The sequence below is a fragment of the Roseobacter cerasinus genome, from assembly GCF_009811755.1.
Classification (GTDB): domain Bacteria; phylum Pseudomonadota; class Alphaproteobacteria; order Rhodobacterales; family Rhodobacteraceae; genus Roseobacter; species Roseobacter cerasinus.
On sequence record NZ_BLIV01000001.1, the window covers coordinates 147,063 to 168,062 of the forward strand.

Annotated in this window: 18 protein-coding genes and 1 pseudogene; 15 read left to right on the forward strand and 4 right to left on the reverse strand. The window is 61.6% G+C overall.

The annotated features are described in order from the left end of the window. Positions 1 to 48: 48 nt before the first annotated feature. The 4 genes from rimO (at position 49) to So717_RS00785 (ending at position 2,639) form a co-directional block, all read left to right on the forward strand. On the forward strand, positions 49 to 1,425 hold the full coding sequence (gene rimO, locus So717_RS00770) for a 30S ribosomal protein S12 methylthiotransferase RimO (RefSeq protein WP_159974308.1): 1,377 nt from the start codon (positions 49 to 51) through the stop codon (positions 1,423 to 1,425). Between the two features lie 131 nt (positions 1,426 to 1,556). Further along, on the forward strand, positions 1,557 to 1,799 hold the full coding sequence (locus So717_RS00775; RefSeq protein ID WP_159974309.1) for a CDGSH iron-sulfur domain-containing protein: 243 nt from the start codon (positions 1,557 to 1,559) through the stop codon (positions 1,797 to 1,799). Positions 1,800 to 1,863: 64 nt separating this feature from the next. Further along, positions 1,864 to 2,214: a hypothetical protein gene (locus So717_RS00780; protein WP_238840581.1), complete on the forward strand. Its 351-nt coding sequence runs from the start codon at positions 1,864 to 1,866 to the stop codon at positions 2,212 to 2,214. Positions 2,215 to 2,267: 53 nt separating this feature from the next. After that, positions 2,268 to 2,639, forward strand: coding sequence for a thiol-disulfide oxidoreductase DCC family protein (locus So717_RS00785; protein ID WP_159974310.1), 372 nt, complete (start codon positions 2,268 to 2,270; stop codon positions 2,637 to 2,639). A gap of 99 nt (positions 2,640 to 2,738) precedes the next feature. Here So717_RS00785 and So717_RS00790 read toward each other — a convergent pair whose 3' ends face one another. Continuing rightward, positions 2,739 to 3,434 carry a M48 family metallopeptidase gene (locus So717_RS00790; protein ID WP_159974311.1) on the reverse strand — a complete coding sequence of 232 codons (696 nt, stop codon included), beginning with the start codon at positions 3,432 to 3,434 and terminating at the stop codon, positions 2,739 to 2,741. Positions 3,435 to 3,551: 117 nt separating this feature from the next. On the opposite strand from So717_RS00790, the gene So717_RS00795 reads away from it, so the two are divergent. The 4 genes and pseudogenes from So717_RS00795 to bchJ all read left to right on the forward strand — a co-directional run bounded on the left by So717_RS00795 (position 3,552) and on the right by bchJ (position 7,148). Then, positions 3,552 to 3,779, forward strand: coding sequence for a DUF8831 family protein (locus So717_RS00795; protein WP_159974312.1), 228 nt, complete (start codon positions 3,552 to 3,554; stop codon positions 3,777 to 3,779). 23 nt (positions 3,780 to 3,802) lie between these two features. Further along, on the forward strand, positions 3,803 to 4,669 hold the full coding sequence (locus So717_RS00800) for a branched-chain amino acid aminotransferase (protein WP_159974313.1): 867 nt from the start codon (positions 3,803 to 3,805) through the stop codon (positions 4,667 to 4,669). 228 nt (positions 4,670 to 4,897) lie between these two features. Beyond that, positions 4,898 to 6,550 (forward strand): annotated as a pseudogene (bchE, locus tag So717_RS00805) (magnesium-protoporphyrin IX monomethyl ester anaerobic oxidative cyclase). Next, positions 6,543 to 7,148 (forward strand): bacteriochlorophyll 4-vinyl reductase, encoded by a 606-nt coding sequence (bchJ, locus tag So717_RS00810; protein WP_159974314.1) that lies wholly within the window; start codon positions 6,543 to 6,545, stop codon positions 7,146 to 7,148. The pseudogene bchE and the gene bchJ overlap by 8 nt, the downstream one beginning before the upstream one ends. Positions 7,149 to 7,236: 88 nt before the next feature. On the opposite strand, the gene So717_RS00815 is transcribed toward bchJ, so the two are convergent. Further along, entirely contained in the window at positions 7,237 to 7,902 is a 666-nt protein-coding gene (locus tag So717_RS00815) for a PAS domain-containing protein (RefSeq protein ID WP_159974315.1), read from the reverse strand. Between the two features lie 497 nt (positions 7,903 to 8,399). Here So717_RS00815 and So717_RS00820 point away from each other — a divergent pair, with 497 nt between their 5' ends. From So717_RS00820 to So717_RS00850, 7 genes are all read left to right on the forward strand, one after another. Then, positions 8,400 to 9,431, forward strand: a complete 1,032-nt coding sequence (locus So717_RS00820; protein WP_159974316.1) for a LacI family DNA-binding transcriptional regulator — start codon at positions 8,400 to 8,402, stop codon at positions 9,429 to 9,431. Between the two features lie 102 nt (positions 9,432 to 9,533). Then, a complete protein-coding gene (locus tag So717_RS00825; protein WP_159974317.1) occupies positions 9,534 to 10,835 on the forward strand; it encodes an ABC transporter substrate-binding protein in 1,302 nt (433 codons plus the stop codon). Between the two features lie 119 nt (positions 10,836 to 10,954). Beyond that, the gene (locus tag So717_RS00830; RefSeq protein WP_159974318.1) at positions 10,955 to 11,818 is read left to right on the forward strand and encodes a carbohydrate ABC transporter permease; all 864 of its coding nucleotides are present in this window, start codon (positions 10,955 to 10,957) and stop codon (positions 11,816 to 11,818) included. 18 nt (positions 11,819 to 11,836) lie between these two features. Continuing rightward, positions 11,837 to 12,667, forward strand: coding sequence for a carbohydrate ABC transporter permease (locus tag So717_RS00835; RefSeq protein WP_159974319.1), 831 nt, complete (start codon positions 11,837 to 11,839; stop codon positions 12,665 to 12,667). An 11-nt stretch (positions 12,668 to 12,678) separates the two neighbouring features. Next, positions 12,679 to 13,683 carry an ABC transporter ATP-binding protein gene (locus So717_RS00840; protein WP_159974320.1) on the forward strand — a complete coding sequence of 335 codons (1,005 nt, stop codon included), beginning with the start codon at positions 12,679 to 12,681 and terminating at the stop codon, positions 13,681 to 13,683. After that, complete coding sequence (locus So717_RS00845) at positions 13,680 to 14,453, forward strand: L-iditol 2-dehydrogenase (protein WP_159974321.1); 774 nt, start codon at positions 13,680 to 13,682, stop codon at positions 14,451 to 14,453. The genes So717_RS00840 and So717_RS00845 overlap by 4 nt, the downstream gene beginning before the upstream one ends. Continuing rightward, on the forward strand, positions 14,441 to 15,940 hold the full coding sequence (locus So717_RS00850) for a mannitol dehydrogenase family protein (protein WP_159974322.1): 1,500 nt from the start codon (positions 14,441 to 14,443) through the stop codon (positions 15,938 to 15,940). The genes So717_RS00845 and So717_RS00850 overlap by 13 nt, the downstream gene beginning before the upstream one ends. A gap of 148 nt (positions 15,941 to 16,088) precedes the next feature. Here So717_RS00850 and So717_RS00855 read toward each other — a convergent pair whose 3' ends face one another. Both So717_RS00855 and So717_RS00860 read right to left on the reverse strand, forming a co-directional pair. Further along, positions 16,089 to 19,385 carry an error-prone DNA polymerase gene (locus So717_RS00855; RefSeq protein WP_159974323.1) on the reverse strand — a complete coding sequence of 1,099 codons (3,297 nt, stop codon included), beginning with the start codon at positions 19,383 to 19,385 and terminating at the stop codon, positions 16,089 to 16,091. Between the two features lie 189 nt (positions 19,386 to 19,574). Then, positions 19,575 to 20,996: a Y-family DNA polymerase gene (locus So717_RS00860; RefSeq protein ID WP_438810633.1), complete on the reverse strand. Its 1,422-nt coding sequence runs from the start codon at positions 20,994 to 20,996 to the stop codon at positions 19,575 to 19,577. Positions 20,997 to 21,000 lie beyond the last annotated feature (4 nt).

Here is a 21,000-nt window from a genome sequence, read left to right on the forward strand (position 1 = left end):
GCTCACAGCCCCTTTTCCGGGCCCCTCACTTCCACTATAGCGCAGATCATGAGCACAAACCCACCCAATCTGCGCCCGGATCTTGCACCGCAGGCGACCCTGCGTGACGCGACCCGCTCGGGCCAGCCCACCATCGGCATGGTCAGCCTCGGCTGCCCCAAGGCGCTGGTGGACAGCGAGCGTATCCTGACCCGGCTGCGCGCCGAAGGCTATGGCATCTCATCTGACTACGCGGGCGCGCAAGCGGTGATCGTGAACACCTGCGGCTTTCTGGACAGCGCCAAGGCCGAGAGCCTCACGGCCATCGGCGAGGCGCTTGAGGAGAACGGGCGCGTGATCGTGACGGGGTGCCTTGGGGCTGAACCCGAATACATCACCGGCGCGCATCCGTCCGTGCTTGCCGTGACCGGCCCGCATCAATATGAACAAGTGCTCGACGCGGTGCATGCCGCCGTGCCCCCCGACCCCGATCCTTTTGTCGATCTGCTGCCAGCCTCCGGCGTCAGCCTTACTCCGAGACATTTCAGTTATCTCAAGATTTCAGAAGGTTGCAACCACAAGTGCAAGTTCTGCATCATCCCGGACATGCGCGGACGCCTGCAATCCCGTCCGGCCCATGCAGTGCTGCGGGAAGCGGAAAAATTGGTCGAGAGCGGGGTGAAAGAGCTGCTGGTGATCAGCCAGGACACCTCTGCCTATGGAGTTGATATCAAACACGCAGAAGACCGGGGCCACCGCGCGCATATCACCGATCTTGCGCGCGATCTGGGGGCATTGGGCGCCTGGGTGCGGCTGCACTATGTCTATCCCTATCCGCATGTGCGCCAGTTGATCCCGCTGATGGCGGAGGGGCTGGTGCTGCCCTATCTCGACATCCCCTTCCAGCATGCCCACCCGGATGTCTTGAAGCGCATGGCGCGGCCCGCTGCTGCGGCCAAGACGCTGGACGAGATAGCGGCGTGGCGGGACATTTGCCCGGGTCTCACCCTGCGCTCGACGTTTATCGTGGGCTATCCGGGGGAGACGGAGGCCGAATTCCAGACGCTGCTCGACTGGATGGATGAGGCTCAGCTCGACCGGGTTGGCTGCTTCCAATATGAAAACGTGGCAGGCGCGCGGTCGAATGCGCTGCCGGATCATGTGCCGGATGAGGTGAAGCAGGACCGCTGGGATCGCTTCATGACCAAGGCGCAGTCGATTTCCGAAGCGAAGCTCGCCAAAAAAGTCGGCTCACTGCAAGAGGTGATCATCGACGACATCGACGCCGACGGAATAGCAACTTGCCGCACCAAGGCGGATGCGCCGGAGATCGACGGCAACCTCTTCATCGACGAGGGCACAGACGATCTGACGATTGGCGATGTCGTCACTGTTGAGGTGGACGAAGCAGGCGAATACGACCTTTGGGGCCGTCTGCGCGGCTAGATGCGTCCGGTCCGAGCGGGGCGTCGCGGTGGTCAGCGGGGCAATCTGGCCTAGGTCCTTGCCTAGCTTCGCACGGGGTCGCTGACGACCAGCCATGCGCATCGCCACTCTGTCAGAGAAAGCCAGACACCATGACCACACCCCCCAAGATCGCCCAGAAAGCCCCCTATCCCGTCGAGGTCACCGCCGGGAAAACCTATTTCTGGTGCACCTGCGGCCAGTCCTCAAAGCAGCCCTTCTGCGACGGATCACACAAGGACACGACCTTCACGCCGATGAAATACGAGGCTGCAGCAGACAAGACGCTGTTTTTCTGCGGCTGCAAGGCGACGTCAAAACCTCCGCTCTGCGACGGCAGCCACAACAGCCTCTGACCCGCCGATCTTGCGCATGTTCTCTTTATGTTCTATATTGATGGAACAGTGGAGGGAGCATGTCATGTCTGTTGAACCGCAGTTTCAAGGTCTCGATGCGCCTGCGCAAGGCACACTGCCACTCACCCCGCCGCAAGCCCCCAGCGAACAGCAATTGCAGTATGCCCGCGCTCTGGCCGCGAAGACGGGTAAGGTGATCTCGCATGAGAGGGCGCGCAGCCGCTTTGCCCTCTCCGCCTGGATTGATGCGCACCGCAGGCAAGTGGTCTCCAACCGGTTTGCGCATTATCCATCGTCCAAACAGGTGGCCTTTGCCGAACGGATCGCGCGGATCAAACGGCGCGAAATCCCGCAGGAGTGCTTTCGCGACAAGCACCTGATGGCGCGGTGGATCGACAGCAACAAGCCACGCTGATCTGCGACACTCTGGCTGCTGGGCGGGGCGAAACTGACACCTATCTTTTGCTTATGCCAGATACAGATGTGCTTTATAATGCTGAATGCCCGGTCTGCAGCCGCGAGATTGATCACTACGCCCGGCTCAGCGCGGCACAGGCACTGCCGTTGCGCTATGACGATCTGAACGATGCAAAAAACCTGGATGACTGGGGCGTCACCGCAGATCAGGCCGCGCAGCGCCTGCATGTGCGGCAGAATGGGCAGATCTACATCGGGTTGCCCGCCTTTATCGTGCTTTGGCAAAGCCTGCCGCGCTATCGTTGGCTGGCACGGCTGGTCAGCCTACCGGGTGTCTACCGACTTGCCTGCTGGACCTACGACGGTGTGCTGGCCCCGCTGCTTTACCGCAGCCATCTTCGTCGGCGGCGAAAAACAGCCTAAAGCGTCATGCGAAAAACCTAACTCACATAACGCTGCCTGAAATCATAGATTTCAACGCGTTACGTGATATGCGATGTTTCAAGTATTTCGTCAGACGCTCTAGAGCCCCGCCGCCGTGCGACGCACAATCTCAATGCGTTGCGCGTTGGGCGGGTGCGTCCCGAGGAAACGGTCGCCTGGATCGGGAATCCGAGTGAAGAATTTGGCCCCACGCAAAGGATCGAACCCTGACCGTGCCGTGATCACAGTGCCCAGTGCGTCGGCCTCCAGCTCAAAGTCTTTTGAATAAGTGCGCGCACCAACGCGCGCGCCGGTCTGCTGTGCAGACTGAACCGCATCGGCGCCCCCTCCCAGCAAAACCGCGAGGCTGCCCGCAATCACCGCACCCGCCACGGCGTTCTGCTGCTGCCGTGGTATGTGGCCGGCGATGTGGTGGGCGGCTTCATGACCCAGCACAAAGGCCAGTTCGTCCACGTTGCGCGCATCGTTGATCAGGCCTTGAGTAAAGACGATAATCGGCCGACCAGAACGGTCAAGCGTCTGAAAGGCGTTCGACGGCTGGCCCGGCCGGTCATCCACACGGATGTCGAAGTCGCAATTCACACCGGACGTGCGGGCGCGGCACTCCCGCTCGGCCACGGGCTCCATCACGCGGATGACCTGCGAAAAATTTGTGGCGGACGCGCGGGGCACATCGCCAATCGGCTCGACCACCAACGGCCCGGATGTGGTCGTCACATCACATCCGGCAAGGGTGACTGCGGCTATCACCGCAAGAAGGGGCTTCCAGGGCATAAAAGGCCTCCGCACTAAAACTGGATGACATCTTAGCAGCTTCCCGGCCAGCGACCAGCCCGATCAAGCCGCGGTGTCCGCCCTTGCATCGCAAGATGGACCTCGTAAGGTGAGCACATGTTTACGATCGAGCACGAATTCGATGCCACCGTAGTGACCCTGGTGGATGACGGCACCGCCCCCCTTGAAGAGGACGTCACCGTGCATGTGACGGAAAGCGCTATTCTGCTGAACCAGTATGATGCGCGATCGGATCGCACGGTCTCCATTCGGTTGTCGCCAGAACAGTGGCGCGATCTGACGGCCGCGCTGGATCTGCCGGAAGGCGTCTACCGGGCGACCTGACCCGAACCAGCGGAGGGCTGCAGATGAGTGTCGGCACGAATATACACACCTATTTTGAAGGTCGCTGGCACAGGGGCGATTTGCCCGTCATGGCCGCCGCCGATCACGGCGCCTGGCTTGGGACAACCGTTTTTGACGGCGCCCGCTTCTTCAATGGCTGCGCTCCGGATCTGGTGCCTCATTGCGCCCGGGTGAACCGCTCGGCGGAGGCGCTGATGATCACCCCCACTGTCTCAGTCGACGATATGGTGACCATCATCCGCGAGGGGCTGGCGAAGTACGGACCAGAGGATGCAGTCTATATACGACCGATGTATTGGGCCATCCACGGGGACGCCACGGCCATCGTGCCAAAAGGGGATGCCACGGGGTTTGCGATCAGCCTTGAGCAGATCCCCATGGCCCCTGCCGATGCGACGGCCACGTTGGGGCGCACGCGGTTCCGCCGACCCGTGATGGAAGATGCGGTGGTCAATGCCAAAGCCGGCTGTCTATATCCCAACAACGCGCGCATGCTGGCCGAGGTACGCGCACGCGGGTTCAGCAACGCTTTGGTCGCCGATGCCATGGGCAATGTGGCCGAGACCGCCACGGCCAATATCTTCATGACACGGGATGGCGAGGTCTTCACGCCAGTACCAAATGGCACCTTTCTGGCGGGCATCACCCGGGCGCGCCACATTTCCAACATGAAAGCCGGTGGAATTGCCGTGCACGAAACGGTGTTGACCTTTGAAGATTTTCACACCGCCGATGAGATCTTCATGACGGGCAATATGTCGAAACTCACACCTGTGACGGGCTTTGAGAACAAGACCTATCAATCAGGTCCCGTCGCACGCCGGTTGCGCGAAATGTATTGGGACTGGGCCGCAAGCCAAACCCTTTGAGCAAGCCGATCTGACAACACCGTCGCGGATGGCCAGTTCGCTGATCGCGTGAGATGCGCCCATTTGACATCCATGGGAGACGCCTCCACACAAAGATCATCGTCGCAGATGCACTCCAACAGCCAAGCCGGACCAGACAATGAGGGCGGATCAGGTTGGGCTTGATCCATGTCAATTTTTACTGACAGATTTTATGTCAGTTCTAATTTACATATTGCGAGGCCCCCAATGCGCATTCTTTTCGTACACCCAAACTACAGATCCGGCGGCGCAGAGATTGCGGGCACCTGGCCTCCCGCTTGAGTCGCTTATCTGGCGGGCCATCTGAGACAGAACGGCTTTGACGATATTCATTTCATAGATGCGATGACCGATGGGCTAACCGACGCAGAGCTTGCCAAGCGGATGCAGGCCCTTGCACCGGATGTGGTTGGTGTCACTGCGATCACACCATCGATCTATCGCGCCGAAGACGTCTTGAAGATCGCAAAAAACACCGTGCCGGATGCGGTACGTGTCATGGGTGGGGTGCATGCAACCTTCATGTACAAACAGGTCCTGTCCGAAGCGCCTTGGGTCGATGTGATTGTACGCGGCGAGGGCGAAGAGATTTGCACCGAGCTGATGCTGGCCATCCAGACAGGCCGGTTTCCGGCGGATCGCCGGAAAATCAAGGGCCTCGCCTTTCAGGACGGGGATACAATTGTCGCCACACAGGCAGCCTCGACCGTCAAAGACCTCTCCAAGATCAAACCGGATTGGTCCGCTTTAGAATGGTCAAAGTATATCTACATTCCGCTCGGCACACGGGTTGCGATTCCCAATCTGGCACGCGGCTGTCCGTTCACCTGTTCCTTCTGCTCCCAATGGAAGTTCTGGCGCGACTATCGCGTCCGCGATCCCAAAGATGTCGTCGATGAAATCGAGGACCTGGTTGAGAACCACGGCGTCGGATTTTTCATTCTCGCCGACGAAGAGCCCACCATCAACAAGAAGAAATTCGTGGCCTTCTGCCAGGAGTTGATCGACCGTGACCTGCCAAGACGGGTGAAATGGGGCATCAACACGCGGGTCACGGATATCTACCGTGACAAGGACTTGTTGAAATTCTACCGCAAGGCCGGGCTGGTCCATGTCTCGCTGGGCACGGAAGCCGCCGCACAGATGAAGCTGGATGTGTTCAACAAGGAAACCAAGGTCGAAGAAAACAAGACCGCCATCCGCCTGCTGCGCGAGGCTGACATTCTAGTCGAAGCGCAATTCATCGTGGGCCTGGACAATGAAACGCCCGAGACGCTGGAAGAGACCTACCGCATGGCCTGGGATTGGCAGCCGGATCTGGCAAACTGGTCCATGTATACGCCCTGGCCCTTCACCCCGCTGTTTCAGGAGTTGAAGGATCAGGTCGAGATCTACGATTTCTCGAAGTACAACTTCGTCACGCCCATCATGAAGCCCGCGCAGATGGAGCGCGGAGAATTGCTGGACGGCGTCATGAACAACTACCGGCGCTTCTATTCAAAGAAGGCCCTCTTTCACTACCCGTGGCGCGGCACGGGGTTCCGGCGCCGCTATCTTTTGGGCTGCCTCTATGCCTTCCTGAAGGCCGGCTTCCAACGCACCTTCTATGATCTTGGCAAGGCGGGCTACTGGGGCCCGCAAACCAAGACAACGGTCGACTTTCACTTCGATGAAACGCGCCAGTTGGCTGAGGCGCAAATGTCAGATTGGGAGGCCAGTGCAGACAAGGCCGCCCGCGCACGTGAGCGGCGAGAAGCGGTCAAGGCGCAGACGCTTGAGCGCAAGCAATCCTTCAAGATGCCAAATGGTGCGGACGTGAAGGCCTGCGGCGGCGGTGATCAGCAAATGGAAGATGCCTAGGCCCGCGTCCTCCTCATCCGGCCTGATCGGCCCTAACGCTGTCCTGCAGACGATCCCTGTGCTCGACGGGCTGCTGGGGCGGGAGCGTCGGGATGACGTGTTGAGCCGCGTCGAGCTGTCGGCTGTTCCCGATGGCACACAGATGATCCCCGAAACCCTGGCCGCCGGACTGCACCGCCACATCCGTCTGATCGCGCCCGCGCAGGCCGCACGGGTGTCTACGCTGGCAGGGACAGCGACCGCGAACTACATTCTAGCTTATCGAATTCCCAAGCCTGCGCAGATCCTTTTGCGCTGCCTGCCCGCCACCCTATCTGCAAAATGTCTCTCGCACGCGATAACCAGACACGCCTGGACATTCGTGGGATCCGGGCAATTTGCGGCGCTGGATCCCTGGACATTCGACATACACAACAACCCCTTGATCCGGGCAGAGACCAGTTCCGCTTGCCTATGCCACTGGCATGCCGCCGTATTTGCCAGATTGTATCAGGCACTGGTCTCGACCGAGTGCAGCTGTCGAGAGATCATGTGCGGGGCGCAACCCCCCGGCGGGGTTTGCAGATTTGAGATCCGGGTTGCCGGGTCGGCAGGCTAACAGTCCCTGCACCGCTGACGATCCCTGCGAAATCGGACACCGTTCTCATCTGCGCCCACCAATTCGGCAGCTTCCAGGTCCGGCGGCTCTACAGCATCGCGGCGCGGCGGTACAGATGGGTCTGAATGCGGGAAACCATGGCCTCTGAACGCATGATCAACGCCTGCCGTGTCTTCGCCTCTTGATCTCTGGCTTTCAGGGAGAGCTCTCGCGCGTTGTCGAACCGGCTGAACGTCCGGCGTTCGATTTCGCGGCGCCGGACGCCAAAGTTAAATTCGTGCTGGCAACCGATCAATAGGCAATGATCAACAGACACCCACAGCGGCCTGATCACCAGCAGGTTGTGGAACGGGTCGCCCTGCGCCGTGTAGTTCAACAGGACAACTTCTGTCGGCTGACGCCGCTCGACCGCGTCCCGGACCTTGGCGACTTCCGCTCTGTCTGTGTCCTTGCCCTGCAAGAACCTGCAGTTCGCCCCGATCATCGTCTCTGCGGAGTATCCTGTCAGGTATTCCAAGGCTCTGTTCACAAACACGATCGGGTGATCGACGAGATCCGGGTTTGAGATCGAAATCGGCGTTTTCATCCGTTTGGCGATGTCAAATATCTGCGCTTCTTCATCCGATACAATCGGACGGTGGCGCCTGTGATGCGCCATGACGCTGTCGAAACTGACCTCTTTCAGTGTGGGTTGGGGGACGGGGGTATTTTCGCTCTTCTCATCAAACAAGGCTGGAGCGTTGTGGACGTTCATTCAAAACCTCATGATTGTTTTTTTGGAATTTTTTCAAAAATGGTTAACAGTTTGTTAACGCTGAAAAAAATCTTTGATGTTTATCTAGGGGATAAGTGATTTTTTTCAAAAATGCGGCAAACTCTCTACGTTGCAGCAGGTCAGTGACACACGGATATCTGTCTGACGTTGACGCCAATGGGACAGCCCGTAAAAAGTTGGCCTGGTCGGATGAAGTTGCCGCCTGCAAACATCTGTATCTCCTGCGGTTCTGCCGCACCCAATGGCTCCGTTGAGCACATAGTCGCCGAGGCATTGAACGGACGTTTGAAGCTACACCCTACGCGCATCGGCACTGAGCGCTGGTCGCACTGGCCTTGCCATCTTGACCACAAAAAGACTTTCTTTCTATGGTCAAACAGAAAGTTAACGCGCGATAAATTTGTCTCGTGCAATTTGGTCCTATTGTTTGGGACCGATGCGCCCGTTAGGACCGCGCCGCAGGCCAGAGTTGAGGCATGAGCCAGAGCAAGATCAAGAATATGGCGGAATTCGCAAGCGTGAGCGGTATCTCGCGCCCGACGATTTCCAAGTATTTCAACAACCCCGGGAGCGTCCGCGACAGCACCCGCATCCGCATCGAAGCGGCGCTGGAAGAGTACGACTATCGCCCGAATATCTACGCGATGAACCAGAACCGGCGGCTGACCAAGACCATTGGCATCGTCGTGCCTTTTCTTGCGGACCCGTTCTTTACCGAGATTGCCCGCAAGATCGAGCGGCGCTGCATTGACGCGGGCTTTTCACCGACGCTGTTCAGCGCGCACGGGTCGCAAGAGCTGGAAAACAGCATTCTGGACAATCTGCGCTCCCTCAAACCGGCAGGTGTGCTGCTGGCCCCGCTGGGGCGTGCCTCTGATCGGGCCGCCATCGAGAAGTTTTGCCGCGATGTGCCCACCGTGCTGTTTGACAGTGATCTCGAAGGCGTGGGGGCGGCCTTTGTCGGGTCGGACAACCACAGTTTCGTGACGCAAAGCGTGGAGTATCTGGTGCGCTCCGGCAGCCCGCCGTGCTTTTTCGAGATGCGCACACCCGCCAACCCCAATGCCAATAAACGCCGCATTGCCTATATCAGCATCATGGAGAGCATGGGGCTGACGCCAGAGGTCATCAAGGTCGATGGCGAAGGCTGGGCCTTTGAGGAAATCGGCTACGCGGGCGCCATGCGGGTGCTGTCTAAGGGGAAGCTCAAACATGACACCGTGCTGTGCAGCAACGACCGGCTCGCCATCGGGTTTCTGGCAGCGGCTTATGAGACCGGGCTGCGCGTGGGCCGCGAGCCTGGCTGCCACATGCGCGTGGCCGCCCATGACGATCACCCCTTTTCGCGCTTCACCTGCCCCTCGCTGACCACGGTGGCGCATGACTATGAGGCGGTGTCGAATCACAGCGTCGAGACCCTCTTCAATCTGATTGACAAAGGGCACGATGACAACGACCGGACAGAACGTCTGTTCCCCGCCCGTCTGATTTTACGGACATCGGCATAGCTAAACCCATGAGTTGACGCGCGAAAAATAAAAACTTGACGCGCGCAAATATTTTTTTAATCTTTGGAGGTGGGAAATCCAAAGAACTAAGGGAGGAATCGGATGTACCAGAGAACCGCACTCAGTGCGGTGGGCGCGCTTGCGCTGACCGCCGGGGCTGCATTGGCGCAGTCCACCCTCACCATCGCAACCGTAAACAATGGCGATATGATCCGTATGCAGGGCTATACGGACAAGTTCACCGAGGAAACGGGCATCGCGGTGGAGTGGGTCACACTGGAGGAGAACGTGCTGCGTTCGCGTGTGACCACGGACATCACCACCAAGGGTGGTCAGTTCGACATCATGACAATCGGCATGTACGAAACCCCGATCTGGGGTGCCAATGGCTGGCTGGTGCCGCTGGATGATCTGTCAGATGAATATGACGCGGCGGACATTCTGCCCGCGATGGCGGGTGGTTTGAGCCATGATGGTACGCTCTATGCTGCGCCCTTCTACGGCGAAAGCTCCATGATCATGTACCGCACGGACCTCATGGAAAAGGCCGGGATGGAAATGCCCGACGCGCCCACATGGGAGTTCGTCCGTGAAGCTGCGGCGGCCATGACCGACCGCGACGCCGACATCAACGGCATCTGCCTGCGTGGCAAGGCCGGTTGGGGTGAAGGCGGCGCCTTCATCACCGCGATGTCCAACTCCTTTGGCGCACGCTGGTTCGATATGGACTGGAACGCGCAGTTCGACACCGAGGCCTGGGCCAACACCCTGACCTTCTTCAAGGGCATGATGGACGAATCCGGCCCGGCGGGTTACGCCACCAACGGCTTCAACGAGAACCTGAGCCTCTTCAACCAGGGCAAATGCGGCATGTGGATCGACGCCACGGTTGCAGCCTCCTTCGTGACGGGCGGCGACTCGACCGTTGCAGACTCGGTTGGCTTTGCGCTGGCCCCTGATACGGGCCTCGGCAAACGCTCCAACTGGCTCTGGGCCTGGGCTCTGGCGGTGCCAGCAGGCACCCAGCAGGAAGCCGAAGCCAAGCAGTTCATCGAGTGGGCCACCTCAAAGGACTACATCGAACTGGTGGCTGAGAACGAAGGTTGGGCCAACGTGCCGCCGGGTGCCCGCACCTCGCTTTATGAGAACCCCGAGTACCAGAAGGTGCCCTTTGCTCAGAAAACGCTGGACTCGATCCTCTCGGCGGATCCGACCAACTCCACCGTTGAGGAGAGCCCCTATGTGGGCATCCAGTTCGCCGCGATCCCGGAGTTTGCCGGTATTGCAACCGAGGTGAGCCAGGAGTTCTCCGCCGCCTACGCAGGCCAGCAGACGGTGGAAGAAGCGCTTGAGAAAGCGCAGGCGATCACCAACGAAGCCATGGAAGCGGCAGGCTACAGATAAGCCGCCCTGAGAGGGCGGCGGTTGAGCCGCCCTCTATCCCTCACGTACCTTGAATTCGTAAGATCACAGTTCTGCAGCGCCGCCCACAAGGGCCGCTGCGCACAGAGGAGATGTGTCAAATGGCGACCAAGGCTTCCCGATCAGCCGCCCGCGTGATGATGGCCCCCGCAGTGGTGCTCTTGCTGGGCTGGATGCTGGTGCCCCTGATCATGACCTTGTGGTTTTCCTTCCGCACCTATCTGCCGCTGCGCGGCGGAGATCAGGGTTGGACCGGGTTTGACAATTACGTCCGCTTCGTGACCTCCAGCTCTTTCTGGCCTGCGATCTCGACCACGCTGATCCTTCTGATCGGCGTTCTGGCCATCACCATCATCCTCGGCGTGCTTCTTGCGATCCTGCTGGATCAGCCGATGTGGGGCCAGGGTGTCGTCCGTATCCTCGTGATTGCCCCCTTCTTCGTGATGCCCACCGTCTCCGCGCTGGTGTGGAAGAACATCTTCATGGACCCGACCAATGGCCTGTTGGCACACCTCTGGCGCTTTTTCGGCGCGGAATCGGTCAGTTGGCTGTCAGATGTGCCGATGCTGTCGCTGATCATGATCGTCAGCTGGCAGTGGTTGCCCTTTGCCACGCTGATCCTGCTGACCGCGATCCAATCGCTTGATGGCGAGCAGATGGAAGCGGCGGAGATGGACGGCGCCTCGGTACTCTCGCGCTTCTTCTACATCGCCTTGCCCCACCTCAGCCGCGCGATAACCATCGTGATCCTGATCCAGACGATTTTCCTGCTGGCGATCTTCGCCGAAATCTTCGTGACCACCGGCGGCGCCTTCGGCACCCGGACACTGTCCTACCTGATCTTCCAGCGCGTGCTGGAAAGTCAGAACGTCGGGCTCGGCTCTGCAGGCGGCGTCTATGCGATCATCCTGGCCAATATCGTTGCCATCTTCCTGATGCGCATCGTTGGCAAGAACCTCGACTGAACCCGGGAGGACGAATTCATGGCACGTGCTGTCACAAACCAACGCAAGATGATCAACACCGCTGCGGCGTGGACGGTTGGTCTGCTGATCTTCTTCCCGATCCTCTGGACGATCCTCACCAGCTTCAAAAGCGAAGCCCAGGCCATCGCCGACCCGCCGATCTTCCTGTTCTTCGACTGGACGACCGAGAATTACTCCACGGTCATGGAACGGTCGAACTATGGGCGGTTCCTGTGGAACTCGATCTTCATCGCAGGCGGCTCGACCATCCTCGGGATCATCATTGCGGTGCCTGCCGCCTGGAGCATGGCCTTCGTGCCGTCCAAGCGCACCAAGGACATCCTGCTGTGGATGCTGTCAACGAAAATGCTGCCCGCCGTGGGTGTGCTCTACCCGATTTATCTGCTCTTCATCCAGTTCGGACTGCTCGACAACGTCTATGGGCTGACCTTCGTGCTGATGCTGATCAACCTGCCGATCATCGTGTGGATGCTCTACACCTACTTCCGCGAGATCCCGGGCGAGATCCTGGAAGCGGCACGGATGGATGGGGCGACACTGAAATCCGAGATCCTCTATGTGCTCACGCCCATGGCGATCCCGGGCATTGCCTCGACCTTGCTGCTGAACTTTATCCTGGCGTGGAATGAGGCGTTCTGGACGCTGAACCTCACAGCGGCCAAGGCGGCACCTCTGACGGCCTTCATCGCCAGCTATTCGAGCCCCGAGGGCCTGTTTTACGCCAAGCTTTCCGCCGCCTCGACCATGGCAATTGCCCCCATCCTCATCCTCGGATGGTTCAGCCAGAAACAACTTGTGCGCGGCCTGACGTTCGGCGCGGTCAAATAAGGAACACGACTATGGGACAGATTACGCTTCAGAACGTGACAAAGAGTTTCGGTGATGTCGAGGTGATCCCGCCGCTGGATCTCGACATTCAGGACGGAGAGTTCACGGTCTTCGTCGGGCCGTCGGGCTGCGGCAAATCCACCCTCTTGCGCCTGATCGCCGGGTTGGAGGACATCACCAGCGGCCACATCAGCATTGATGGCAATGACGCCACCGATATTCCACCGGCCAAGCGCGGCCTCGCGATGGTGTTCCAATCCTACGCGCTTTATCCGCATATGTCGGTGCGCAAGAACATCGCCTTCCCGATGCGGATGGCCAAAATGGATCAGGCAGAACAGGACCGGCGTATCGAGCAGGCCGCCGCCGCGTTGAACCTCACGGACTATCTTGACCGGCGTCCCGGTCAGTTGTCCGGGGGTCAACGCCAGCGGGTTGCGATTGGCCGTGCGATTGTGCGCGAACCGGCGGCGTTTCTCTTTGACGAACCGCTGTCGAACCTCGATGCCGCCCTGCGCGTTGGCATGCGGTTGGAGATCAGCGAGCTGCACAAGCGTCTCGCCACCACGATGATCTATGTGACCCACGATCAGGTCGAAGCGATGACCATGGCCGACAAGATCGTAGTCCTGCGCGCCGGTCATATCGAGCAGGTGGGCAGCCCGCTGGAGCTTTACCGCAACCCGCGCAACACCTTCGTGGCGGGCTTTATTGGCTCGCCGAAGATGAACCTGATCGAGGGCGAGGAAGCCGGGCGCAACGGTGCGCATACCCTTGGCATCCGGCCCGAACACATCGACGTCTCGGCCACCGATGGCCACTGGCAGGGCAAGGTCGGGGTCGCCGAGCATCTGGGCTCCGACACGTTCTTCCACATTCACGAGACCGGGCTGGCCGAGACCATCACGGTACGTGCCCCCGGCGAGGTCAACTTCCGCCACGGCGACACGATCTACATGACGCCGCGCAGCGAGCAGTTGCACCGCTTTGGTGCCGACGGACTTCGCATGGCATGACGCGGCTGGAGGGAAAGACCGCGCTGATCACGGGCGCCGCGCGTGGCATCGGCCTTGCTTTTGCGCAGGCCTATGTGCGGGAAGGCGCGCGCGTGGCCATTGGTGACATCGACATGGCCCGCGCGACGGAAGCCGCCGCGTCTCTCGGGCCCAATGCCATCGCGGTGGAGATGGACATCACCGATCAGACCAGCATTGACGCCGCCGTGGCCGAGACGGTGGCGCAGCTTGGCCAGATCGACATTCTGATCAACAACGCCGCGCTCTTCACCGCAGCACCCATCACCGAGATCACGCGCGCAGACTATGCTCGGGTGTTCGATATCAACGTGGGCGGCACCCTCTTCACGCTGCAAGCCGTGGCCAAACATATGATCGCGCGGGGTGGTGGCGGCAAGATCATCAATATGGCCAGCCAGGCGGGGCGGCGCGGCGAGCCGCTGGTGGCCGTCTATTGCGCGACAAAGGCCGCTGTCATCAGCCTCACCCAATCGGCGGGGCTGAACCTGATCGAACATGGCATCAATGTGAATGCGATCTCTCCCGGCGTGGTCGATGGGGAGCATTGGGACGGCGTCGATGCCTTCTTTGCCAAATACGAGGACAAGGCACCCGGGCAGAAGAAACAGGAAGTGGGCGCGGCGGTGCCCTACGGGCGCATGGGCACCGCCGAAGACCTCACCGGCATGGCCGTATTTCTGGCCAGTGACGAGGCCGACTATATCGTGGCGCAGACCTACAATGTGGATGGCGGCCAATGGATGAGCTGATCCGCCTGTCAAATGCCACCCTTGGGCAGCTGCCGGAACACGTCCGCGTGCCCCGCTATGACCGTGCCGCGCTGACGCCCGGCATCGTGCATATCGGTTTAGGCAATTTTCACCGGGCGCATCAGGCCTGGTATCTGCACCGGTTGTTTGACGCCGGCCTCTGCCAAGACTGGGCGATCATCGGTGCAGGCGTGCGCCCGCAGGATGCGGCGCAGCGCGACAAGCTGGCGGCCCAGGACTGGCTAACCACCCTGGTGGAGCTAGACCCCAGCGGCAGCGCCGCTGAGGTCACCGGCTCGATGATCGGCTATGCGCCGGTACAGGAAGGACATGCCGCGCTGATCGCGCAGATGGCCGATCCGGCGATCCGGATTGTTGCCCTCACGGTGACCGAGGGCGGTTATTACACCGATCCGGCCAGCGGCGGCTTTGATCAGGGGCACCCCGATATCCAGCATGACGCGGTCCGGCCCGACACCCCGCGCACGGCATTTGGCGCGATGATCGCAGCACTCAAACACCGCCGGGCTGCGGGCCATGGGCCCTTCACCGGCCTGTCCTGCGACAACCTGCAGGGCAACGGGGATATCCTGCGGCGCACGCTGGTCTCGCTGGCGGCACTTTCGGATCCGGATCTGGCGGCTTGGATCAATGAGGCCTGCAGTTTCCCAAACTCCATGGTGGATTGCATCGTGCCCGCCACCGGCCCCAAGGAGATTGCGCTGGCGCAGAGCTTTGGCATTGACGACCGTGCGCCGGTCACGCATGAGACCTTCCGTCAATGGGTGATCGAAGATGACTTTTGCGCGGGCCGACCGGACTGGGACAGTGTGGGCGCCACCTTTACCAATGATGTGCACAGCTACGAGGCGATGAAGATCCGCATTCTCAATGCCGGTCATCAGGTGCTGGCCAACGCGGGCGAGATCCTCGGGTTGGAGACCATCGCCGATTGCATGGGTGATCCACTGATCAGCGCGCTCTTCCGCAAGGTCCAGACCGAAGAGATCGCGCCGCATGTGACGGCGGTACCCGGCATGACCCCTGCGGCTTATGTAGCGCTGATCGAGACCCGCTTTGCCAACCCCGCCATTGTCGACACGACGCGGCGTGTGACCTTTGACGGCTCCTCCCGGCACACCGGCTTTATCCTGCCCACGCTGCGCGAGGGGCTGGCGGCGGGCACCAGCGTCGAAGGGCTGGCCCTGGTCGAGGCGCTTTGGGCGCGGATGTGTGAGGGCACGCGGGAAGACGGCTCTCTGATCGCACCCAACGACCCGTTCTGGCCGCAGCTCAACACAGCCGCACGCGCGGCGCGCAGCCGCCCCGCCGCCTGGCTGGAACAAGGCCAGTTCTATGGCGATCTTGTGCAGGCAGCACCCTTTGCGGACGCCTTTGAGCGGTGGCTGGGGGCGCTGTGGTCCGAGGGCTGTGAAGCGACCCTCGACACCTACCGGCAACACGGCAGGATACCCGAGCAGGCGTAGGCCCCCGCGCCGCAGACCGGTGTCCCGGTCTCCGGCGCGGGGGCTTGGCGCTCCACCGCACAGGGTCGGGTGTGCGGCATCTGTCGCAAAGGGCCCCATGCAGACGCAGTTGACACACGACTTGGATTTAAGACCTGCGACCTGCCTGTCAGTGAAAGTCCCGCGATTTGGGAATGATCCGCACGTCGCGCGGGTGACGCTGCGTGCGGCCCACAACGGGGCGGCGGACTTCATCCGCCCGGGCCAGCGGCACCTCCATCGGATCATTCGAAAGACACACCAACGCGTCCGTCCGGTCAATCAGCTGATGCGCCACCACATGGATCACATTGCCATCACACTGCACCACACCGCGCACATCGATCAGCCGCGCCTGCATGATCACCTTGCGAAAGGCCACCATGACCTTGGGCCAGACCACCAGATTGGCCACACCCGTCTCATCCTCCAGCGTGATGAAACAGACCCCCTTCGCACTGCCCGGACGCTGACGGATCAGAACAATCCCAGCCATCGAGACAGACTGGCCGTTGTGCATACGCGCCAAATCACCCGCAGGCGTGTAGCGTTGCCGCGCCATGCTGCGGCGCAGGAAGGACATGGGGTGCGCCTTCAGCGACAGGCGCAGGGTCTGATAATCCGCCACCACATGCTCACAGCGGGGCATCTGCGGCAGGGTGAACCGCGCCTCAGACCCCTCATCGCGAGTCTTGGCAAAGAGCGGCAGATCCGGCGCGTCGCGCAGCGCCCGCGTCTCCCACAGCGCCTGCCGCCGGTCGAGCCCCATGGAGCGGACCGCATCCGCCGCCGCCAGTTTGCGCAACGAACCTGCATCGACACGGGCGCGGCGCTTGAGGTCTTCGAAATCCGCGAAGGCGGTCTCACGCGCGGCCATGATCCGCTCGGCCACCGCCTGCGCCATGCCATCGACCTGTCGCAGCCCCAGACGCACGGCGAAGCGCCGTTCGCCCAGCGGTTCCAGCGTATTGTCCCAGTCGCTGAAGTTCACATCCGGCGCGCGCACCTCGACCCCGTGTTCCCGCGCATCGCGCACGATCTGCGCGGGCGCATAAAACCCCATGGGCTGCGAATTCAGAAGTGCTGCGCAGAAGACATCCGGATAGTAATGCTTGATCCAGCTCGACACATAGACCAGATGCGCAAAGCTCGCCGCATGGCTTTCGGGAAAGCCATAGTCGCCGAAGCCCTTGATCTGATTGAAACACCGCGCGGCAAACTCCGCGTCATAGCCGCGTTTGATCATGCGGCCCACCATCTTGTCTTCCAGCTCCCCGATGGTGCCCTTGGAGCGGAAGGTGGCCATCGCCTTGCGCAGCTGATTGGCCTCGTCGGGCGAGAATTCGGCGGCGACCATGGCGATCTTCATCGCCTGCTCCTGAAAGATCGGAACGCCCAAGGTGCGGCTGAGAATTTTCTCCAACTCATCCGGTTCGTGGTCGGGGCCGGGTGACGGATACTCCACGGTTTCCTGGCCATTCCGCCGACGCAAATAGGGATGCACCATGTCGCCTTGAATAGGCCCGGGCCGCACAATGGCGACCTGGATCACCAGATCGTAGAATGTCTTGGGCTTGAGACGCGGCAGCATGTTCATCTGCGCCCGGCTTTCCACCTGGAAGACCCCGATGCTGTCGCCCTTGCTGAGCATGCCGTAAACCGCATCATCGTGTTCAAGGCTGGCGAGGGTATGGGTCTCGCCGTAATGCGCTTCGATCATGTCGAAGCACTTGCGGATGCAGGTCAGCATCCCCAGCGCCAGCACATCGACCTTGAGGATGCGCAGCTCTTCGATGTCGTCCTTGTCCCATTCGATGAAACTGCGGTCTGCCATGGCGCCATTGCCGATGGGCACCGTGCGCGTCAGCGGTGTTTCGGTGAGGATGAACCCACCCACATGCTGGGAGAGGTGGCGCGGCATGCCGATCATCTGATCGGCCAGCTTGATCGTGCGCGCCATCAGCGGGTCGTTCAGGTCCAGCCCCGCCTCTTCGGCCTCGCGCACACCCACCTCGCGCCCGAAACTGCCCCAGATGGTCTTGGCCAGGGCCGAAGTGATGTCCTCCGACAGCCCCATGACCTTGCCCACCTCACGCACCGCCATGCGCGGGCGATAGTGGATCACGGTCGCGCAAAGCCCGGCGCGGTCGCGCCCGTATGTTTCATAGATATGCTGGATGACCTCTTCGCGACGCTCATGTTCGAAATCCACGTCGATGTCGGGCGGCTCCTTGCGCTCTTCGCTGATGAAACGTTCGAAGAGCAGATCATTGGTGGCGGGGTCGACGGCGGTGATCCCCAGCACATAGCAGACGGCGGAATTGGCTGCAGACCCCCGGCCCTGGCAGAGAATGGGTGGTTTGCACTCGTACCGGGCGTAGTTCACAATCTGCTGGATGGTCAGGAAATATTTGGCGATCTCCAGCTTGCCAATCAGAGCCAGTTCCTTGCGCAGCACCTCTTGCGTCTTCTGCGGCACGCCTTCGGGATAGCGCTGTGCGGCACCCTGCCATGTCAGCTCTTCCAGATACGCCTGCGGGCTGCGGCCTTCGGGTACGGTTTCGCGCGGGTATTCATAGCTCAGATCGCGCAGATCGAAGGTGCAGGCATCGGCCACTTCGCGCGTAGCGGCGATGGCATGGGGCCAGTCGGCAAAGAGCCGGATCATCTCGGCAGGGGATTTCAAGTGCCGCTCCGCATTGGCGTGCAACAGAAAGCCCGCCTGAGTGATGGTCGTCTTATGCAGGATGCAGGTCATCACATCCTGCAGCGGGCGGCGATCTGCGGCATGGTAGTGCACGTCGTTGGTGGCCAGAATGCACAGCCCCTGCGCCTGCGCCATCTGGTCCAGCTGGTTGATCCGCGCCCGGTCGTCGCCACGATAGAGATAGCTGGCCGCGATATGACGCAGGCCCGGCAGGCGGCGGGTCAAACGCGGCAGCCCGGCGGCAAAGCGGTCGAGATCAGGCGGCGGCAGAGCGATGAGCTGCACGCCCTCCGAATAGGTCGCCAGATCATCGAGGGTGATATCGCACTGCCCCTTGCCCTGCCAGGCACCGCTTGCGTCCTGCATTTTGCCTTTGGAGAGCAGCTCGCAGAGGTGCCCATAAGCCGTGCGGTCGCGCGGATAGGCGAGGAATTCTTCGCCCGTGATCAGCTGTAGGCGGCAGCCGATCACCGGTTTGATCTTGGCTTTCAGCGCCTCGGCGTGCAGGCGCACGACCCCGGCCATGGTGTTGAGATCGGCGCAGCCAAGCGCGTCATAGCCCAGGTGATTTGCCGTGCGCGCCAGATCCACAGCATCAGACGCGCCGCGCAGGAAGGAGAAGCAGGTGGTGATCCCCAGCTCGACAAAGGGGCTGCGCGGGTTGGAGTGGAACGCCTCTTCCAGCGTGCGCCGGGGGCGCTGGTTGTCCATTTCAGGCATGGTGCAAGCCTATGAGCCATCTAGCCCGGCCGCCAAGGCCGGGCAGCGCCCGACCCTCCCCCCGGGGAGGGCGCACTACGTGCTTCCTCGTGCTCTCGCACGCTCCGGCCTCAAAAGGTCCACTGGACCTTTTGCAAGACGGCCTCCGCCCCAGGGTCGGTCGCTGCCCTTGGATCCCTACCCACCCGCTCACGCAAAACACCCGTGCACGAACCAACGCGGATCACCGCCACGCCCATCCTCATGCAGACCTTCGCGGTAGAGCCAATAGCGGCCACCCGCCTGATCTTCGATGCGGAAATAGTCACGCAGCCGTGTGCCGGGCCGGTCGCGCCACCACTCTGGTGCGATGCGTTCCGGCCCGGCATAGCGCACCACCCGGTGGGTCTGGCGCCGCCAGACAAACTGCGCCGGCGGGCCTTCCGGCACCGCGTAAAGTACGCGCACCTCCTCGGGCGGGTGCAACAGGCGTATGGGGCGCGCCTGCACAGCGGTGGCCCCCGCGCCCTGCTCCGCCGCCCACACCGCCGCGCGTTCCGGCAGGTGGCTTTCGCGCAACTGCGGGCGTTTCACCGCGCGCGGGCCAAGCCGCGCGGTCAGCCGGTCGATCAGATGCGAGAGCGGCACACCGCCTTCACCACCTCCGCCCAACTGGGTCTGCACCGTCGCGATGGGCTCAACCCGCCGCGCCTCCAGCGTGATCAGATCGAAGCCAAACCCGGGGTCGAGCCGCTCCAACCGGTCCTGAAACAGACGACACAGGTGCACAGGTTCACGGCTGGGGGCAGCCGTGGCGACCTCCAGCCGCCGCACCTCGCCATCGGTGCGGTAGACCACAAGGTGCAGCTGGCGGCAGCCCAGGCCTTGATGCTCCAGCTGCGCGCAGACCTCTTCGCAGAGCTGCGGCACATAGGCCGTCGGGTCCTGGATCGGCTCAGGCAACCGCGCCTGCGCCAAGATCGGCGCGCGGGCCTCGACACTGGCCACAGGCTCGGCCAGCCGCCCCATGGCCTGATCCAGCCGCATCGGCGGGTTCATCTCCAGCGCGCTGCGGGCAAAGCGGCGGGTCAGCGACAGGCGCGGCACCTCGGCCAACTGCCCGATGGTCTTCAAGCCCAGCCGCCTGAGCAACAGCACCGTCTCCGCCTCCAGCCGCAGGGCCGCCACCGGCAAGGCGTGCAGATCAGCCGCGCAGCTCTCTTCCGTGCAGATCGCCCGCACCGGGCCAAACCGCGCCAGCGCCCAGGCCGCACCCCATGTGGGCGCCACCGCCAGCCGGGCGCTCAAGCCGAGCGTAGACAAACGCGCCTCCATCTCGGTCAGCATCGCCGCCTCGCCGCCCATCAGATGATCGCTGCCGGTCGTCTCCAGGATCAGCCCATCTGCGCCATCCACAACCGTCCAGGGGCACCAGCGGCGCGCCCAAAGCGACAGGCGTTTGAGCGCCTGCGCATCGCCCGCGAGATCGGCATATTCCACGCGTAACTCCGGGCAGACCGCGCGCATATCGACCACCCGCGCGCCCGTGGCGATGCCCGCCAGACGCGCCGCGCGGTTGGTGGCGTGGATCACCTGCCCATGTGGGCCATCGGCCACAAGAGCCGTGGGCAGATCC

Coding starts and splice junctions, on each gene's coding strand:
- So717_RS00820 (WP_159974316.1), top strand. CDS start 8,400: ATGAGCCAGAGCAAGATCAAGAATATGGCGGAATTCGCAAGCGTGAGC.
- So717_RS00775 (WP_159974309.1), top strand. CDS start 1,557: ATGACCACACCCCCCAAGATCGCCCAGAAAGCCCCCTATCCCGTCGAG.
- So717_RS00825 (WP_159974317.1), top strand. CDS start 9,534: ATGTACCAGAGAACCGCACTCAGTGCGGTGGGCGCGCTTGCGCTGACC.
- So717_RS00850 (WP_159974322.1), top strand. CDS start 14,441: ATGGATGAGCTGATCCGCCTGTCAAATGCCACCCTTGGGCAGCTGCCG.
- So717_RS00845 (WP_159974321.1), top strand. CDS start 13,680: ATGACGCGGCTGGAGGGAAAGACCGCGCTGATCACGGGCGCCGCGCGT.
- bchJ (WP_159974314.1), top strand. CDS start 6,543: ATGCCTAGGCCCGCGTCCTCCTCATCCGGCCTGATCGGCCCTAACGCT.
- So717_RS00795 (WP_159974312.1), top strand. CDS start 3,552: ATGTTTACGATCGAGCACGAATTCGATGCCACCGTAGTGACCCTGGTG.
- So717_RS00815 (WP_159974315.1), bottom strand. CDS start 7,902: ATGAACGTCCACAACGCTCCAGCCTTGTTTGATGAGAAGAGCGAAAAT.
- So717_RS00780 (WP_238840581.1), top strand. CDS start 1,864: ATGTCTGTTGAACCGCAGTTTCAAGGTCTCGATGCGCCTGCGCAAGGC.
- So717_RS00800 (WP_159974313.1), top strand. CDS start 3,803: ATGAGTGTCGGCACGAATATACACACCTATTTTGAAGGTCGCTGGCAC.
- So717_RS00785 (WP_159974310.1), top strand. CDS start 2,268: ATGCCAGATACAGATGTGCTTTATAATGCTGAATGCCCGGTCTGCAGC.
- So717_RS00830 (WP_159974318.1), top strand. CDS start 10,955: ATGGCGACCAAGGCTTCCCGATCAGCCGCCCGCGTGATGATGGCCCCC.
- So717_RS00840 (WP_159974320.1), top strand. CDS start 12,679: ATGGGACAGATTACGCTTCAGAACGTGACAAAGAGTTTCGGTGATGTC.
- So717_RS00835 (WP_159974319.1), top strand. CDS start 11,837: ATGGCACGTGCTGTCACAAACCAACGCAAGATGATCAACACCGCTGCG.
- rimO (WP_159974308.1), top strand. CDS start 49: ATGAGCACAAACCCACCCAATCTGCGCCCGGATCTTGCACCGCAGGCG.
- So717_RS00790 (WP_159974311.1), bottom strand. CDS start 3,434: ATGCCCTGGAAGCCCCTTCTTGCGGTGATAGCCGCAGTCACCCTTGCC.
- So717_RS00855 (WP_159974323.1), bottom strand. CDS start 19,385: ATGCCTGAAATGGACAACCAGCGCCCCCGGCGCACGCTGGAAGAGGCG.